This is a genomic window from Streptomyces sp. S465 (genome assembly GCF_026898115.1).
In the GTDB taxonomy this organism is placed as follows: Bacteria; Actinomycetota; Actinomycetes; order Streptomycetales; family Streptomycetaceae; genus Streptomyces; species Streptomyces luomodiensis.
The window spans coordinates 2,759,328-2,773,512 of sequence record NZ_CP114036.1; the positions used below are offsets into that span (position 1 = coordinate 2,759,328).

Annotated in this window: 14 protein-coding genes; 6 read left to right on the forward strand and 8 right to left on the reverse strand. The window is 70.0% G+C overall.

Translation table 11 applies throughout. The annotated features are described in order from the left end of the window. Nucleotides 1-78 precede the first annotated feature (78 nt). The 5 genes from N6H00_RS11890 to N6H00_RS11910 all read right to left on the reverse strand — a co-directional run bounded on the left by N6H00_RS11890 (nucleotide 79) and on the right by N6H00_RS11910 (nucleotide 5,898). Nucleotides 79-1,470 (reverse strand): alpha-amylase, encoded by a 1,392-nt coding sequence (locus tag N6H00_RS11890; RefSeq protein ID WP_268971606.1) that lies wholly within the window; start codon nucleotides 1,468-1,470, stop codon nucleotides 79-81. Between the two features lie 252 nt (nucleotides 1,471-1,722). After that, nucleotides 1,723-2,754, reverse strand: coding sequence for a LacI family DNA-binding transcriptional regulator (locus tag N6H00_RS11895; protein WP_268971607.1), 1,032 nt, complete (start codon nucleotides 2,752-2,754; stop codon nucleotides 1,723-1,725). Then, nucleotides 2,751-3,581, reverse strand: coding sequence for a sugar ABC transporter permease (locus N6H00_RS11900; RefSeq protein WP_268971608.1), 831 nt, complete (start codon nucleotides 3,579-3,581; stop codon nucleotides 2,751-2,753). The genes N6H00_RS11895 and N6H00_RS11900 overlap by 4 nt, the downstream gene beginning before the upstream one ends. A gap of 2 nt (nucleotides 3,582-3,583) precedes the next feature. After that, nucleotides 3,584-4,606: a carbohydrate ABC transporter permease gene (locus N6H00_RS11905; protein WP_268971609.1), complete on the reverse strand. Its 1,023-nt coding sequence runs from the start codon at nucleotides 4,604-4,606 to the stop codon at nucleotides 3,584-3,586. An 11-nt stretch (nucleotides 4,607-4,617) separates the two neighbouring features. Beyond that, a complete protein-coding gene (locus N6H00_RS11910) occupies nucleotides 4,618-5,898 on the reverse strand; it encodes an extracellular solute-binding protein (RefSeq protein ID WP_268971610.1) in 1,281 nt (426 codons plus the stop codon). 284 nt (nucleotides 5,899-6,182) lie between these two features. Between N6H00_RS11910 and N6H00_RS11915 the strand changes: the two genes are divergently transcribed. The 4 genes from N6H00_RS11915 to N6H00_RS11930 all read left to right on the forward strand — a co-directional run bounded on the left by N6H00_RS11915 (nucleotide 6,183) and on the right by N6H00_RS11930 (nucleotide 10,877). Next, on the forward strand, nucleotides 6,183-7,844 hold the full coding sequence (locus N6H00_RS11915) for a glycoside hydrolase family 13 protein (protein WP_268971611.1): 1,662 nt from the start codon (nucleotides 6,183-6,185) through the stop codon (nucleotides 7,842-7,844). Between the two features lie 25 nt (nucleotides 7,845-7,869). Further along, nucleotides 7,870-8,940, forward strand: a complete 1,071-nt coding sequence (locus tag N6H00_RS11920) for a LacI family DNA-binding transcriptional regulator (RefSeq protein ID WP_268971613.1) — start codon at nucleotides 7,870-7,872, stop codon at nucleotides 8,938-8,940. A gap of 65 nt (nucleotides 8,941-9,005) precedes the next feature. Beyond that, the gene (locus N6H00_RS11925) at nucleotides 9,006-9,854 is read left to right on the forward strand and encodes a phosphatase PAP2 family protein (RefSeq protein WP_268971615.1); all 849 of its coding nucleotides are present in this window, start codon (nucleotides 9,006-9,008) and stop codon (nucleotides 9,852-9,854) included. A 132-nt stretch (nucleotides 9,855-9,986) separates the two neighbouring features. Next, entirely contained in the window at nucleotides 9,987-10,877 is an 891-nt protein-coding gene (locus N6H00_RS11930) for an HAD family hydrolase (RefSeq protein ID WP_329618529.1), read from the forward strand. 592 nt (nucleotides 10,878-11,469) lie between these two features. Here the strand turns inward: N6H00_RS11930 and N6H00_RS11935 are convergent. The 3 genes from N6H00_RS11935 to N6H00_RS11945 form a co-directional block, all read right to left on the reverse strand. After that, complete coding sequence (locus tag N6H00_RS11935) at nucleotides 11,470-11,673, reverse strand: DUF397 domain-containing protein (protein ID WP_268971617.1); 204 nt, start codon at nucleotides 11,671-11,673, stop codon at nucleotides 11,470-11,472. Nucleotides 11,674-11,869: 196 nt separating this feature from the next. Continuing rightward, nucleotides 11,870-12,079 (reverse strand): DUF397 domain-containing protein, encoded by a 210-nt coding sequence (locus N6H00_RS11940; RefSeq protein WP_268971618.1) that lies wholly within the window; start codon nucleotides 12,077-12,079, stop codon nucleotides 11,870-11,872. A 10-nt stretch (nucleotides 12,080-12,089) separates the two neighbouring features. Beyond that, nucleotides 12,090-12,983 carry a helix-turn-helix domain-containing protein gene (locus N6H00_RS11945; protein WP_268971619.1) on the reverse strand — a complete coding sequence of 298 codons (894 nt, stop codon included), beginning with the start codon at nucleotides 12,981-12,983 and terminating at the stop codon, nucleotides 12,090-12,092. 174 nt (nucleotides 12,984-13,157) lie between these two features. On the opposite strand from N6H00_RS11945, the gene N6H00_RS11950 reads away from it, so the two are divergent. Then, nucleotides 13,158-13,586 carry an ATP-binding protein gene (locus N6H00_RS11950; protein WP_268971621.1) on the forward strand — a complete coding sequence of 143 codons (429 nt, stop codon included), beginning with the start codon at nucleotides 13,158-13,160 and terminating at the stop codon, nucleotides 13,584-13,586. A 230-nt stretch (nucleotides 13,587-13,816) separates the two neighbouring features. Next, nucleotides 13,817-14,107 carry a hypothetical protein gene (locus N6H00_RS11955; RefSeq protein ID WP_268971622.1) on the forward strand — a complete coding sequence of 97 codons (291 nt, stop codon included), beginning with the start codon at nucleotides 13,817-13,819 and terminating at the stop codon, nucleotides 14,105-14,107. Nucleotides 14,108-14,185 lie beyond the last annotated feature (78 nt).

Consider the following 14,185-nt stretch of genomic DNA (forward strand, 5'->3'; position numbering starts at 1 on the left):
GCGCGGGGCCCCCGCACGCCCGGGGGCGCGGGCGCGTGGCCCTCACCCCCGGGCGTGCCCGCCGGTGCGGGCCACGGCCTATCCGCAGCTACGGGCACCCACGTGCAGCGCCACCGCCGTGTTGGCGCCCAGCGTGGCGGTGAACCGGCCGGAGGAATCCACCGTGACGGTCTTGCCGCTCTGCACATCGCAGTAGCCGCCCGACGGCAGCGAGGTCTGGAAGGTCTGGGTGAGGGAGCCGCTTTCGTGGTTGATGGCCACGAACGCCTTGTCGCCGCGCCCGAAGGCGATGGCGTCGTTGCCGTTGTCCCACCAGTTGGTCACCGCTGTGCCCCGGGCCGTGTTGCGGAGGGCGACCATGCTCATGATCTCGGGCCACTTGTGCTGGCACTTCCAGCCGTCCTGGTAGCAGGCGTTCACCGTGCCCCCGTTGGGCGGGCCGGCGTCGTTGTCGCTGAACTCGTAGCCGGAGTGGACGTCCGGGGAGCCGTAGGGCCAGGCCAGCATGAAGACGTTGGCCAGGGTGTAGTCGGCGCCGTTCTTGTAGGTGAGGGTGGAGCCGTTGCGCTCGGTGTCCCAGTTGTCGACGAACACACCGGACGTGCCGCTCGCCATGTAGCCCCAGCCCTCGCCGAAGTTGTTCAGGTAGGCCAGCTTCTCGTTCTGGAACACCCGCTTGAGGTCACGGCCGTAGCGGAACTCCTGCACATCACCGTTGCCCAGGTACTCGGTCGGGGAGACCGCCTCGCCCTCGCCGTAGATGACCTCCTGCTTCCAGTAGACGCCCGAGTTGCTCAACTGGCTCTTGATGGCGGCCAGGTCCTCGGCCGGGATGTGCTTGGCACCGTCGACACGGAAGCCGTCCACGCCGAGCGAGAGCAAATCGTTGAGGTACTGCGCGATCCGGGTCCGGACGTGGGACTCACCGGTGTCCAGGTCCGCCAGGCCCACCAGCTCGCAGTGCTGCACGTTCCAGCGGTCCTGGTAGTTGCTGATCTGCGAGGTGCAGTCGTCCATGTCCTGGGACTGGTAGATCCCGGGGTAGTCGTACTTGGTGTACGAGGAGCCGCCGGTGCCGGTGCCGGACCCGGCGGACATGTGGTTGATGACGGCGTCGGCGACGACCTTGACGCCCGCGGCGTGACAGGTGTCGATCATGTTCTTGAAGGCGGTGCGGTCGCCGAGCCGTCCGGCGATCCGGTAGCTGACAGGCTGGTAGGAGGTCCACCACTGGCTGCCCTGGATGTGCTCGGTGGCCGGGGACACCTCGACATAGCCGTATCCGGCGGGGCCCAGGGTGGTGGTGCACTCCTTGGCGACGGAGGCGTACGTCCACTCGAAGAGTTCGGCGGTGACGTCCTTGGTGCCGGGCGGTGCCGCCTGCGCGGGCTGCGGGGGCAGGGCGACGAGCGCCGCCGCGCCCGCCGCGAGGGCGAGCGCGGTGGCGAGGGATGTGCGACTGCTGGCCATCGTTCCTCCGTGGGGGGAGTTCGGGGTGCCGATCGAGCCTCGTACGGCAACGCGCCATGCCCGTAAGGCCAGGTGAAGGTTCTTGCCGCACGCGCCAGTGCGGTGTTGGTGACGGGACCGTACTCGCGAGTTTTTGTTGTTGCAAGACCTTTCGCAAGCGATTGCGGCGGTGTTACGTTCGACCACGTTCTCCGGTCCGGCCGGTCGGGGGTCCGTCTCAACGGACCCCACGCGCCCGGCCGGTCGGGCCGGTTATGGCACTTGGGCCGTGGAGCCGCGGACCACCAGGTCGGGCTGGAAGACGAACTCCGTGCGCTGCACCGGGTTGCCGGCCATCTCCTCCAGCAGTGCCCCGACCGCCGCCGTCGCCATCGACTGCACCGGCTGGCGGACGGTGGTCAGCGGCGGATCGGTGAAGGCGATCAGCGGGGAGTCGTCGAAGCCGACCACCGACACATCGCGCGGCACCCGCAGCCCCCGCCGGGCCGCCTCCCGGATCACCCCGAGCGCCATCAGATCGCTGCCGCACACGATGCCCGTACAGCCCTGGTCCAGCAGCGTGGCCGCCGCCACCTGCCCGCCCTCGACGCTGAAGAGCGTATGCCGCACCAACTGCCGTGCCTCGCCCGGCGACCGTCCGAGCAGGTCGGCGCTCGCCGCCAGGAACCCCTCGACCTTGCGCCGTGCCGGGACATAGCGGGCGGGCCCCACCGCGAGGCCGATCCGGTGGTGGCCGAGCGCGGCCAGATGGGTGGTGGCCATCCGGGCCGCGGCCCGGTCGTCGGGGGAGACGAACGTGGCGCGGATGCGCTCGTTGTAGCCGTTGATCAGCACGAACGGCACCTTGCGGCCGGCCAGCCGGGCGTAACGCGCGGGGTCGGCCGTGGTGTCGGCGTGCAGTCCGGACATGAAGACGATGCCCGCCACATCACGCTCCTCCAGCTGCTCCACCAGTTCGTCCTCGGTGGCGCCGCCGGGCATCTGGGTGCACAGGATCGGGGTGTAGCCATGGCCGGCCAGTACCTGCTCGATGATCTGCGCGAAGGCGGGGAAGACCGGGTTGGTCAGCTCCGGGATCACCAGGCCGACCAGCCCGGCGCTGCGCCGCCGCAGCCGCACCGGCCGCTCGTAGCCGAGGACGTCCAGGGCGGCGAGCACCCGCTGCCGGGTGGTGGCCGCGACCCCCGCCTTGCCGTTGAGCACCCGGCTGACGGTGGCCTCGCTGACCTCGGCCTGTGCGGCGATGTCGGCGAGCCGCGGCGGCGCCGCCGGTGGGCTCGTCACGACTTGGTCGCTCCGGCCGTGAGGCCCGCCACGAGGTGGCGCTGGGCCCAGGAGAACACCAGCGCGGCCGGGATGGCGATCATGACGGCCGCGGCCGTCATGGAGCCCCAGTCCGAGGTGTACTGGTTGACGAAGGTCTGGAGCCCCGCGGCGAGGGTGAGGTTGTCCTCGCCGGTCATGAAGGCGGAGGCGTAGGCGACTTCGGCCCAGGCGGTGATGAAGGTGTAGAACGCGGTCACCGCGAGCCCCGGTTTGGCCAGCGGGACGACCAGCCGCCAGAAGGTCCCGAAGGGGTTGAGGCCGTCGACCCGGCCCGATTCGTCGATCTCCACCGGGATGGTGTCGAAGAAGCCCTTCATCATCCAGGCGCAGAACGGCACGGCCACCGTGAGGTAGGTGACGACGAGCGAGATCGGCTGGTTGAGCCAGCCCAGCGTCGACATGATGTTGTAGAGCGGCACGATGAGGATGGCCACCGGGAACATCTGGGTGATCAGCAGCAGCCACATCAGCGGGCGCATCCCGGGGAAGCGGAAGCGGCTGACGGCGTAGCCGGTGGTGGCCGCGACGAACACGCCGAGGACCGTGGTGATGACCACGATGAACAGCGAGTTGCCGAACCAGGTCAGGAACTCGGTGTCGTTCAGTACGTGCTGGTAGTTGCGCAGCGTCGGGTTCTTCACCACATCGGTGCTGAACGCCTCGGTCTTGGGCTTGAACGAGGTCACCACCAGCCACAGCGGCGGGAAGACCGCGACGGCGGAGGCGATGACGAGCGTGGTGTGCAGCCCGACGGAGGCGAGCGGGCCGCGTCGTTGGTCGCGCATGGCTACCACACCTCTCCCTGCTTGCGGAGCGAACGGCGGTAGACCACCGCGAAGAGCATGAGGATGAGCAGGATCAGCACACCCCAGGCCGAGGCGCCGGCGAAGTCGCGCGGGCTGTTGACGAAGGAGAGCCGGTAGGCGTACGTCACCAGGATCTCGGTGGAGTCGCCGGGTCCGCCGCGGGTCAGCAGGAAGATCACCGGGAACATGTTGAACGTCCAGATGGTGGACAGCAGGATCACGGTGGAGCTGACCGAGCGCAGTCCGGGCAGGGTGATGTGGCGGAACCGCTGCCAGGGGCTCGCCCCGTCCATCTCGGCGGCCTCGTACAGCTCACCGGGGATGGACTGCAACCCGCCGAGCAGGGCGACCAGCATGAACGGCACCCCGAGCCAGATGTTCACGGCGATCACCGAGACCTTGGCCATGGTGGGGTCGTTCAGCCAGGGCACCGCGTCGATCCCGCCGCCGTCCAGCACCTTGTTGAGGATGCCGTTCTTCTCGTTGTAGAGCAGCCGCCAGGCGAAGACGGAGACGAAGGCGGGCACGGCCCAGGGCAGGATCAGCAGCGACCGGTAGAGGGTGCGCCCGGCGAACCGGCGGTTGAGCAGGACGGCCAGGCCCAGGCCGATCGCGAAGGTGAGCGCCACACAGCTGACGGTCCAGGTGACGGTCCAGATCAGCCGGTCCCAGAAGACCTGGTCCTCCAGGATGGCCTGGAAGTTGTCGAGGCCGACCGTTTGGTAGGTGGCGGGGATGTGGTTGACCCCGATGGTGCGCTCGACGTTGGCCTCGTTGGCGTCGGTCAGCGACAGGTAGACGCCGCGGGCCAGCGGATAGCCGATGATCAGCCCGATGACGACCACGACCGGCGCGACCATGGCCCAGGCGTACCAGTGGCGGGCCAGTGCGTGGCGGATGCGGCGCGGCGGCGGGGTGCCGTCCTTGCGAACCCGGCCGCCGCGGCCGCGGGCGCCCTTCGCGCCCGCGGCCGGGTCCAGCGGCCGGCTGGTGTCGACAGCCATCGTCGCCGGCCCTACTTCCAGTCGCCCTTGAGGAGCTTGCGGTACGCGTCACCGACCGACTTCGCGGCCTTCTCGGGTGAGGTCTTGCCGGTGAGGACGTTCGGGAACTGCACCAGGATCGCCTGGAAGAGGCTGTTGCCCTCGGGGATCCAGGGGCGTTCGACGGCCTTGTCCACGGCGCCCTTGAAGAACTTCACATTGGTGTTCGCGGCGACCGTCTTGTTCTCGTAGACGGAGGTGCGGGTGGGCAGCAGCGAGAGCTTCTCGGTGGTCTTGGCCTGGACCTCGGCCGAGCTCATGTACGCCGCGAAGGCGTAGGAGGCGTCCAGGTTCTTCGAGCCGGCGTAGACGGTGAGGTTCTGGCCGCCCTGCGGGGCGCCCTGGCCCTCGCTGCCGGCCGGGACCGGGACCACGCCGAGGTTGGACGTGTCCTTGAACGCCTTGCCGGCCAGGGTGTCCTCGATCGCCCACGGCCCGTTGATGGTCATCGCGACGTCGCCGTTCTTGATGGCGTTCTGCATGTTGTCCCAGCCGTCGGTGGCGTCGGTCTCCGCCGCCCCGGAGGTGACCAGGTCACGGGCGGCCGCGAACGCCTTGACGCCGGGCGCGTCGTCGACGGTGACCTTCTTGGCGCCGGTGTCGAGGAGGTCGCCGCCCTCGCCGTAGATGAAGGGCAGGTACCAGTAGGCGTCGTCGCCGCGCAGATACAGACCGGTCTTGCCGGTCTTCTCCTTGATCTTCTTGGCGGCGGCCTTCAGCTCGGTCCAGTCCTGGGGCGGCTCGACCCCGGCGTCCTTCAGCATCTTCTTGTTGTAGAAGAGGCCGAGGGTGTCGATGACCTGCGGTACGGCGTAGGTCTTGCCCTTGAACTTCGCGCCGGCGAGGGCCTTGGGCAGATAGTCGGACTGGTCGGCGAGGGCCGCGGTGCCGTCCAGCGGGGCGAGATAGCCGATGTTGGCGAGGTCCTGGGTCCAGGCGACCTCGGTGCGCAGCACGTCGGGGGCGCCGGAGCCGCCGGAGCCCGCGGCGTTCTTGAACTTGGCCAGCGCCTCGCCGAAGGGCACGTTGACGTAGTTGACCTTGACGTCGGGGTACTTCTTCTCGAAGCCCAGGGCGAGCTCCTTGTAGGCGCCCTTCTCCGCGTCGTTCGACGTGTCCCAGTACGTCACGGTGCCGGACAGATGGCCGCCGGACTTCTTGTCGCCGCCGCTGTCGCCGTCGTCACCGCCGCACGCGGTCGCCGCGAGCGCCATGGCCGCGACGAGTGCGGTGGCCGCTATGCCACGTCGCATCTGAACTCCTCCAAAGCCGGCCGCTCCGTCGCGGCCCCGGGTTGCGGAGGAACGTAACAGGGCCGCAAGCTCACCGAAAGACCTTGCGGCAAATTTCTGCAAGGCACCCGGGCATCGTTACCCGCATGTGTCCCGGCGGTAGCCACTCCGCTCCCCTGTCGGCGCTTGACATCGGTTTACGGGCGCCCCGTACGCGCCCACGGCGCGACCGGAGCCCCCCGGAGCGCACCACTACCCGCTGCAAGCTCTTCCGCAAGGCATTGCAGAGCTGTTACGTTCCCGCCATGACCCAGGAGCTCACGACCTCCCTTCCCACCGAGCCGGAACGGCCGTCCAAGAGCCCCGGCTGGTGGCGCGACGCCGTCATCTACCAGGTGTACGTGCGGTCCTTCGCCGACAGCGACGGCGACGGGATCGGCGATCTGCGCGGGGTGCGGGAGCGGCTGCCACACCTCGTCCAGCTGGGCGTGGACGCCGTCTGGCTGACCCCCTTCTACGCCTCCCCGCAGGCCGACGGCGGCTACGACGTGGCGGACTACCGCGCCGTCGATCCGCTCTTCGGCACCCTCGGCGACGCAGACGACCTGGTGCGCACCGCCCATGAGCTGGGGCTGAAGGTGATCGTGGACGTCGTCCCGAACCACAGCTCGGACCAGCACCCGTGGTTCCGCGAGGCGCTCGCCGACCGGCCCGGCGGGGCGGCCCGCGCCCGCTACCACTTCCGCCCCGGCCGTGGCGCCCACGGCGAACTGCCGCCGAACGACTGGGAGTCGGTCTTCGGCGGCCCCGCCTGGACCCGCACCACCGATCCGGACGGCACCCCCGGCGAGTGGTACCTGCACCTGTTCGCCCCCGAGCAGCCCGACCTCAACTGGGACTCCGACGAGGTCCGCGAGGAGTTCGACTCGGTGCTGCGCTTCTGGCTGGATCTGGGCGTGGACGGCTTCCGCATCGATGTCGCGCACGGCATGGTCAAGGCCGCCGGACTGCCCGACATCGGCCGCACCGAGCAGGCCAAGCTGATCGGCGCCCAGGTGCTGCCGTTCTTCGACCAGGACGGGGTGCACGAGATCCACCGCTCCTGGCGCCGGCTGCTGGACTCCTACCCCGGTGAGCGGATCGGCGTCGCCGAGGCATGGGCGCCCACCGCCGAGCGGCTGGCCCTCTACGTACGCCCCGACGAGCTGCACCAGGCGTTCAACTTCCAGTTCCTCAAATGCCCGTGGGACGCGACCGCGATGCGCGAGGTGATCGACGAGTCGCTGGCCGCGACCGCCTCCGTCGACGCCCCCACCACCTGGGTGCTCTCCAACCACGACGTGGTCCGGCACACCACCCGCTACGCCACCGACAGCCCCGAGCAGGGGCTGACCCGGGCCCGCGCCGCGGCCCTGCTCACCCTGGCGCTGCCCGGCTCGGCCTACCTCTACCAGGGCGAGGAGCTGGGCCTTCCCGAGGTGACCGAGCTGCCGGACGAGCTGCGCCAGGACCCGGCCTTCTTCCGCACCGCCCCCGACGGGCAGGACGGCCAGAACGGGCAGGACGGCTTCCGCGACGGCTGCCGGGTGCCCCTGCCCTGGACCCGCTCCGGCGACAGCCACGGCTTCGGCCCCGGCGGCAGCTGGCTGCCCCAGCCGGCCGCCTGGTCCGAGCTGTCCGTCGAGGCGCAGACCGGCGACCCCGGCTCCACCCTGGAGCTGTACCGCGCCGCGCTGGCGCTGCGCCGCGAGCTGCCGGGCCTGGGCGACACCCCGATGACCTGGCTGGACGCCCCGGAGGGGGTCCTGGCGCTGGCGCGGCCGGGCTTCGTGTGCACGCTCAACACGCTCGGGGAGGAGGTCGAACTGCCGGTTCCGGGGCGTGCGCTGCTGTCCTCGGCGCCGCTGGAGTACGGGGACGGCACCGTGCGCATTCCGGCTGATTCATGCGCGTGGTGGGCAATCTGACATGCGACCGGTACAGTCCCACTCCATGACCGCACGGCTTGCTGACATCGCAGCCCAGGCGGGGGTCAGCGAAGCCACCGTCAGCCGCGTCCTCAACGGCAGGCCGGGGGTGGCGGCGACCACCCGCGAATCCGTCCTCGCCGCGCTGGACGTCCTCGGCTATGAGCGGCCGGTGCGACTGCGCCAGCGCAGCGCCGGACTGGTGGGACTGATCACCCCCGAGCTGGAGAACCCGATCTTCCCCGCGCTCGCCCAGGTCATCGGGCAGGCGCTCACCCGGCAGGGCTACACCCCGGTGCTGGCCACCCAGACCCCCGGCGGCTCGACGGAGGACGAGCTGACCGAGATGCTGGTGGACCGGGGGGTGGCCGGGATCATCTTCGTCTCCGGGCTGCACGCGGACACCTCGGCCGATATGCAGCGCTATGACCAGCTGCGCGGCCAGGGTGTTCCGTTCGTGCTGGTGGACGGCTTCTCACCGAAGGTGCGGGCGCCGTTCATCTCCCCCGACGACCGGGCGGCGATGGGGCTGGCGGTCACCCATCTGGTCTCGCTCGGTCATACCCGGATCGGTCTGGCGCTCGGGCCGAAGCGGTTCGTTCCCGTCCTGCGCAAGATCGAAGGCTTCCAGCAGGCGATGCGGGACCGGCTGGGGCTTACCCCGGAGGAGACCGAGGAGCTGATCCAGCATTCGCTGTACACCCTGGAGGGCGGTCAGGCGGCGGCGACCGCGCTGATCGACCGGGGCTGTACGGCGGTGGTGTGCGCGAGCGACATGATGGCGCTGGGCGCCATACGGGCCGCCCGGCAGCAGGGTCTGCGGGTCCCTCAGGACGTCTCGGTGGTCGGTTTCGACGACTCCCCGCTGATCGCCTTCACCGATCCGCCGCTGACCACCATCCGCAAGCCGGTGCAGCCGATGGGTCAGGCCGCGGTGCGGGCGCTGCTGGAGGAGATCGGCGGCACCCCGGCGCCGCCCAGCGAGTTCGTCTTCCTCCCCGAACTGGTGGTGCGCGGCTCCACGGCGTCGGCGCACGGCGTTCAGCCGCGGGGCCGGGCGTCCGGGAGTGGCGGGAGCGCCGGGACCGCGACATAAGCGACGGACGGCCGGGGGCGCGACATAGGCGTACGTAGGGGTGCGTACGCCTAGACTGTTGCCCTATGGGTGGAGCGACTATCAGGACCACGGCAGGCCGGACGGCCACCCCGGCACCCATCGCGCACACCGAGGCAGCACGGGTGCCGGGCAACACCCTGATGCAGCGGTTGCGGGCGCCCAGAAGGCCCCGGCTCTGGTTCGAGATCGTCCTGATCGCCGTCAGTTACTGGATCTATTCGCTGGTTCGCAACGCCGTCCCGGAGCAGAAGTCGGAGGCGCTGCGCAACGCGAGCTGGATCTGGGACTGGGAGCACCGGCTCGGCATGGCCTTCGAGCGGGGCGTCAACCACGCGATCGACTCGGTCAGCTGGCTGATCGTGGGCATGAACTACTACTACGCCACGCTCCACTTCATCGTGACGCTCAGCGTGCTGGTGTGGCTCTACCACTGGCATCCGGGCCGTTACGCCGCCACCCGGCTGGCGCTCTTCGCGGCCACCGGCGTGGCCCTGCTCGGCTACTACTTCTTTCCGCTGGCCCCGCCCCGGCTGATGAGCGGCGGTCATTTCATCGACACCGTGGTGGTGCACAACACCTGGGGGTCGATGGCCTCGGGGAACCTCGCCGACATGTCGAACCAGTACGCGGCGATGCCCTCGATGCACATCGGCTGGTCGCTGTGGTGCGGTCTGTCCATCGCGACCCTGGCCCGTCCGGTGTGGGTCAAGACGCTGGGGCTGCTCTACCCCTCGGCCACCCTGCTGGTGATCGTCGCCACCGCCAACCACTTCTGGCTGGACGCGGTCGGCGGGGTCGTCTGTCTTTCCTTCGGCCTCTCGCTGTCCCGCGCGTGGTATGGCTCGCTGCCGTACCGGCTGCCGCGGCAGGTGGCCGTGATCTGCACGGCTTGATCGCCCCTGCCCCGAACCGCCATTCTCTGTTCCGCAAGTTCGATGTTCGATGTGAGTTCAGGGGCTCCCTGTGTCGCGCCGACCGACGCGGAACGAGCACGATGAGCGTGACGAAAGGGACCACCGGCCACCGTGCACACCGCCGACCCGACCGCCTCCGCCCCCTCGACCGTCGCCGCTCCGGGCGCGCCGCTGCTCCCCCGGCCCCGCACCGCCGCGCGACCCCGATTCCCGCTGGTGGCCACCGACCTCGACGGCACCCTGCTGCGCGCCGATCTGACGGTCTCGCCCCGCACCCGTGCGGCGCTCGCCCTCGTCCGGACCGCCGGAGCCCGGCATCTGGTGGTCACCGGGCGTCCGGCCGCGTCCTGCCGGGAGTTCCTGGTCGCGATGGGCTACCGGGGGCTCGCGGTGTGCGGACAGGGCGCGCAGCTGTACGACGCCTCCGCGGACCGGCTGCTGGTCTCGGCGTCGCTGGACCGGGAGCTGGCCCGGTCGGTGGTGGAGCGCACGGAGGAGGCGCTGGGCGCCGGGCCGCTGGAGCTCGCCGTGGTGACCGCGGCCCCCGAGAACCGCTTCCTGGTCACCGCCCGCTTCGCCGACCGGACGCGCCCGGAGTGGGGGCTGGTGGAGCGGGCGCAGCTGTGGGCGGCGCCGATCGAGAAGGTGCTGATGCGCCACCGTACGGTCGAGGACGGACTGGTCGCCGCGGCCGCGGAGCGGGCGGGGGCCGGCGAGGTGGCGGTGACCCACTCCGAGAAGGGCATGATCGAGGTGCTCCCCGCCGGAACGGACAAGGCGGTGGGACTGCAACTGGCCGCCGACCGGATGGGGTTCACCCCGGCGGAGACCATCGCGTTCGGCGACATGCCCAATGACATCCCACTGCTGGGCTGGGCCGGATACGGGGTCGCGATGGGCAACGCGCACCCCGATCTGCTGGCGATGGCCGACGAGGTGGCGCCCTCCCACGAGGAGGACGGAGTCGCGGTGGTCCTCGAACGACTCTTCACCCACGCTTGAGCGACTGGTGGACACCGGGGCCCGGTCACTGCGGCGCTACCGAGCGGCCCTCCCGGTAGGCATCGACGCCCCGGTGTCACTGGCTGAAGGGTGCCCGCCGCTGGTCGAAAAGGACTCGGGGAACGATCGGTGCGGCCCAGGAGCCTCCGCTTGCCCGGCTCGGTCGGGTGCGGCTCTCGTCTCGCGCCTTCGGCGCACGTGAGCAGCGGGGCAGGGGGTGGGGGGGCGCGGGCGGCGCCGCCGGGCGCCGGGCCGGTGGGGGCGAGGGTCGGTGACGGCTTCCGTGGCCGGGGGCCGACGCCGATGCCGGACAGCAGGGGGGTGGGGGTACCCCTACAGAAACTGATTGACCAATTAGTTGCGTCAGATCAAGCGTTTTTTAGGGGGTACCGGGAGGGGCCGCCCCGGCTGCCCCCGCAGTCCGGCGGGACTCCGGCCACCGAGTGCGGAAGCCGCCACCGGCACCCACACCAACGGGCCCGGCGCCCGGCGGCGGCGCCGCGCCCCCCACCCCCGCCGCCGCTGCTCAAGTGCGCCGAAGGCGCGAGACGAAACCCGCACCGCGCCACCGGCCGAACAGCGTCCCGGACGGTTACGCGCTCCCCGGCAGCCGGTCGAAATCGCCCCGCTTGAGCCCCTGGACGAAGGCAGCCCAGGGGGCCGGATCCGTGGCGATGACGGCCGCCGGGTCGTCGCTCTCGCGGATCAGTATGAGGTCGGGAGACGGTGCCGCGACCTCGACACACTCCGCACTGACTTGACCGCTGCTGAAACTCGACTTTCGCCAAAAGGACATGCCCAGGGCTCCCCTTCACAAGGTGTACAGCAAGTGCTGGATGAGCTGGAGTGAATCCCTCTGGGTATAGCACTCGCCTTCGCCCCGAGGGGCGATGGGCGGCAGGGCCACCGCGCTGAGGTGTTCGAAGGCCGAGTTGTACTGGGCCAGATGCTCACGGCCCCCGAGGAAGACGACCCAACGGCGTCCCGGACGGTTACGCGCTCCCCGGCAGCCGGTCGAAATCACCCCGCTTGAGCCCCTGGACGAAGGCAGCCCAGGGGGCCGGACCCGTGGTGATGACGGCTGCCGGGTCGTCGCTCTCGCGCAGGCGTATGAGGCCGTTCGGCGTCGTGGCGACTTCGACGCAGTCCTGACCTCCGACTCCGCTGCTGAAACTCGACTTTCGCCATTCGAGCCCGGACATGGGGTTCTCCTCAGAGCGTGTACAGCAGATGCTGCACGAGCCTAAGTGAGTCACTGCGCATATAGGACTCGCGTTCGGGGTTCGCGTCAATCGGCGGCAGTGCCGCCGTCGTGAGACGTTCGAAAGCGGCGCCGTACTGAGCGAGATGCGCCTGGCCGGCGAGGAACGCGGAGGACACGGGGTGCTCGACGTAGACCGTGTTCAGCTCGGGCACTTCGGCCTCGAAGAGGATGAACGCGGCCGCCGGCGTCGCCGGGGAGAGGGCCGCCTTGAACGGCAGGAGCTGGATGCGGACATGCGGCAGCCGAGCCATCTCCACAAGGTGCTCGATCTGGCGGCGCATGACGCCGTTCTCCACGAACTGCATGTGGAACGCCGCTTCGTGGATGACCGCGTGAAAGGTCGGCGGCGCCTCCCCGGCCAAGACCTCCTGACGCTTCAGCCGGAACTCGACATACGTGTCCAGCAAGCTGGGGTCCGCCTCGGGCTCGCCTCCGGCCGTCAGGGCTCTCGCGTACTCGGGGGTCTGGAGTAATCCGGGCACATACATCCACTGGAACGAGCGGTGAGCCACCGAAGTCGCCTCGAGTTCCGCGAGATCATGAGCGCTCTGAGGGAGCGGGGATTTGCGGTAGCCCGACCACCACCCCTTCCCCTTGGACTCGCTCATGGCGACGAGCGCGTCAGCAAACGATTCATCTTGGCAACCATATCCAGCGAGCAGCGCACGGAGCTTCACCTCGGGAATGGCCGTTCGACCCGCCTCGATGTGCCCGAGGTGCGGCGAGCCGAGATCAGCGAAAGCTCCTGCCTCTGCTGCGGACAAGCCGCGCTCATTGCGAAGTCTTCGCAGTTCCGTACCCAGACGCCGTTGCCGCTGCGTCGGGTTGGCGCGTAGCCCCATGACGACCTCCTCGTGATCGTGAGCAGTCTGCCCGGTTGGAGCAGCCGGGGGCCACTCATTGGAGGGAAACGAGCCATTGAGGTTGCAGACTGGAAACCTACCTCTCTACCGTCGAAGGACAATCACCCAACCGGCATCCGCCCAACGGCCGTTGGCCGAAGGAGGCAACACCTCATGAGCGCCCAGCTCCCCCGTGCCGACTTCTCCCTCGTCTTCCCGCCCGACCCCGGCTGGGTCCGTACCGCCCGCGAAGCGATCCGTACCGCCCTGCGCACCGCGAACCGCACCGACTTAACGGATACCGCGCTGCTCCTGACCTCCGAAGCCGTCACCAACGCCGTCAACGCCTGCCGGAGCAGCGGCTGTTCGGCCCCCGTCACCCTCTACGCCGAGTGGGGACCGTACGGCACCCTGCGCGTTCTGGTGAGCGACGACGCCCCCGGCCTCCCCGCGCAACGCACCCTCGCCGGAGACGCGACCGATGCCGAGAGCGGCCGGGGGCTGCTCATCATCGGCAGCTCCGCCACCGACTGGGGCGTCTGCCACCACGGGCCGGGCCCCGGGAAAGCGGTGTGGTTCCAGGTCAGCGGGGCCCGTTCATGAACAGCCCAGGTGCGTACAGCATGCGAGAGGGCTCGGGGGTCGTCCTTCTCACTTGCGGTCAGATGGGCGGGGGCGGTCCACGCGCCGCATTACGGTGACGACACGTTCCCCCTGTTCATCGGCGTCTGGAGGATGGTGTGCGGTACAAAGGGCCGCTTTCGAAGCGGGTCACCGGCCCGGTCAATCGGTGGGTTGCCGGGTTGCGCTCCTCTCCCCGGTGGGGGCGGCTGGTGAGCGGGCGCCTTACGGTCGTGACGTACACGGGGCGGCGCTCGGGCCGTACGTTCAGCACGCCGGTGGCCTACCGGCGGGCCGCCGACCTCGTGACGATCGGCGTGGCCATGCCCGAACGCAAAACGTGGTGGCGCAACTTCACCGATGAGGGCGGCCCGATATCGCTGGACCTGGACGGGGGCGACCGCACGGGACACGCGGTGGCCCGGGTCGACGGGAAGGGGCGCGTCACCGTCACCGTGCGGCTCGACCCCGGCCCGCCCGCCGGGGGCGGTAGCGGTCGCTGACGCGGCCACGTACCGCGCCCAGCCGCTTGCCATGCCCCCTTCACGTTCTACGCGGAGCCGTTCCGTAAGATCGACGGC

Bases quoted from the DNA above. Each gene is read 5' to 3' on its own strand.
- N6H00_RS11890 (WP_268971606.1), bottom strand. From the start codon at position 1,470: ATGGCCAGCAGTCGCACATCCCTCGCCACCGCGCTCGCCCTCGCGGCG.
- N6H00_RS11900 (WP_268971608.1), bottom strand. From the start codon at position 3,581: ATGCGCGACCAACGACGCGGCCCGCTCGCCTCCGTCGGGCTGCACACC.
- N6H00_RS11905 (WP_268971609.1), bottom strand. From the start codon at position 4,606: ATGGCTGTCGACACCAGCCGGCCGCTGGACCCGGCCGCGGGCGCGAAG.
- N6H00_RS11910 (WP_268971610.1), bottom strand. From the start codon at position 5,898: ATGCGACGTGGCATAGCGGCCACCGCACTCGTCGCGGCCATGGCGCTC.
- N6H00_RS11915 (WP_268971611.1), top strand. From the start codon at position 6,183: ATGACCCAGGAGCTCACGACCTCCCTTCCCACCGAGCCGGAACGGCCG.
- N6H00_RS11920 (WP_268971613.1), top strand. From the start codon at position 7,870: ATGACCGCACGGCTTGCTGACATCGCAGCCCAGGCGGGGGTCAGCGAA.
- N6H00_RS11925 (WP_268971615.1), top strand. From the start codon at position 9,006: ATGGGTGGAGCGACTATCAGGACCACGGCAGGCCGGACGGCCACCCCG.
- N6H00_RS11935 (WP_268971617.1), bottom strand. From the start codon at position 11,673: ATGTCCTTTTGGCGAAAGTCGAGTTTCAGCAGCGGTCAAGTCAGTGCG.
- N6H00_RS11940 (WP_268971618.1), bottom strand. From the start codon at position 12,079: ATGTCCGGGCTCGAATGGCGAAAGTCGAGTTTCAGCAGCGGAGTCGGA.
- N6H00_RS11945 (WP_268971619.1), bottom strand. From the start codon at position 12,983: ATGGGGCTACGCGCCAACCCGACGCAGCGGCAACGGCGTCTGGGTACG.
- N6H00_RS11950 (WP_268971621.1), top strand. From the start codon at position 13,158: ATGAGCGCCCAGCTCCCCCGTGCCGACTTCTCCCTCGTCTTCCCGCCC.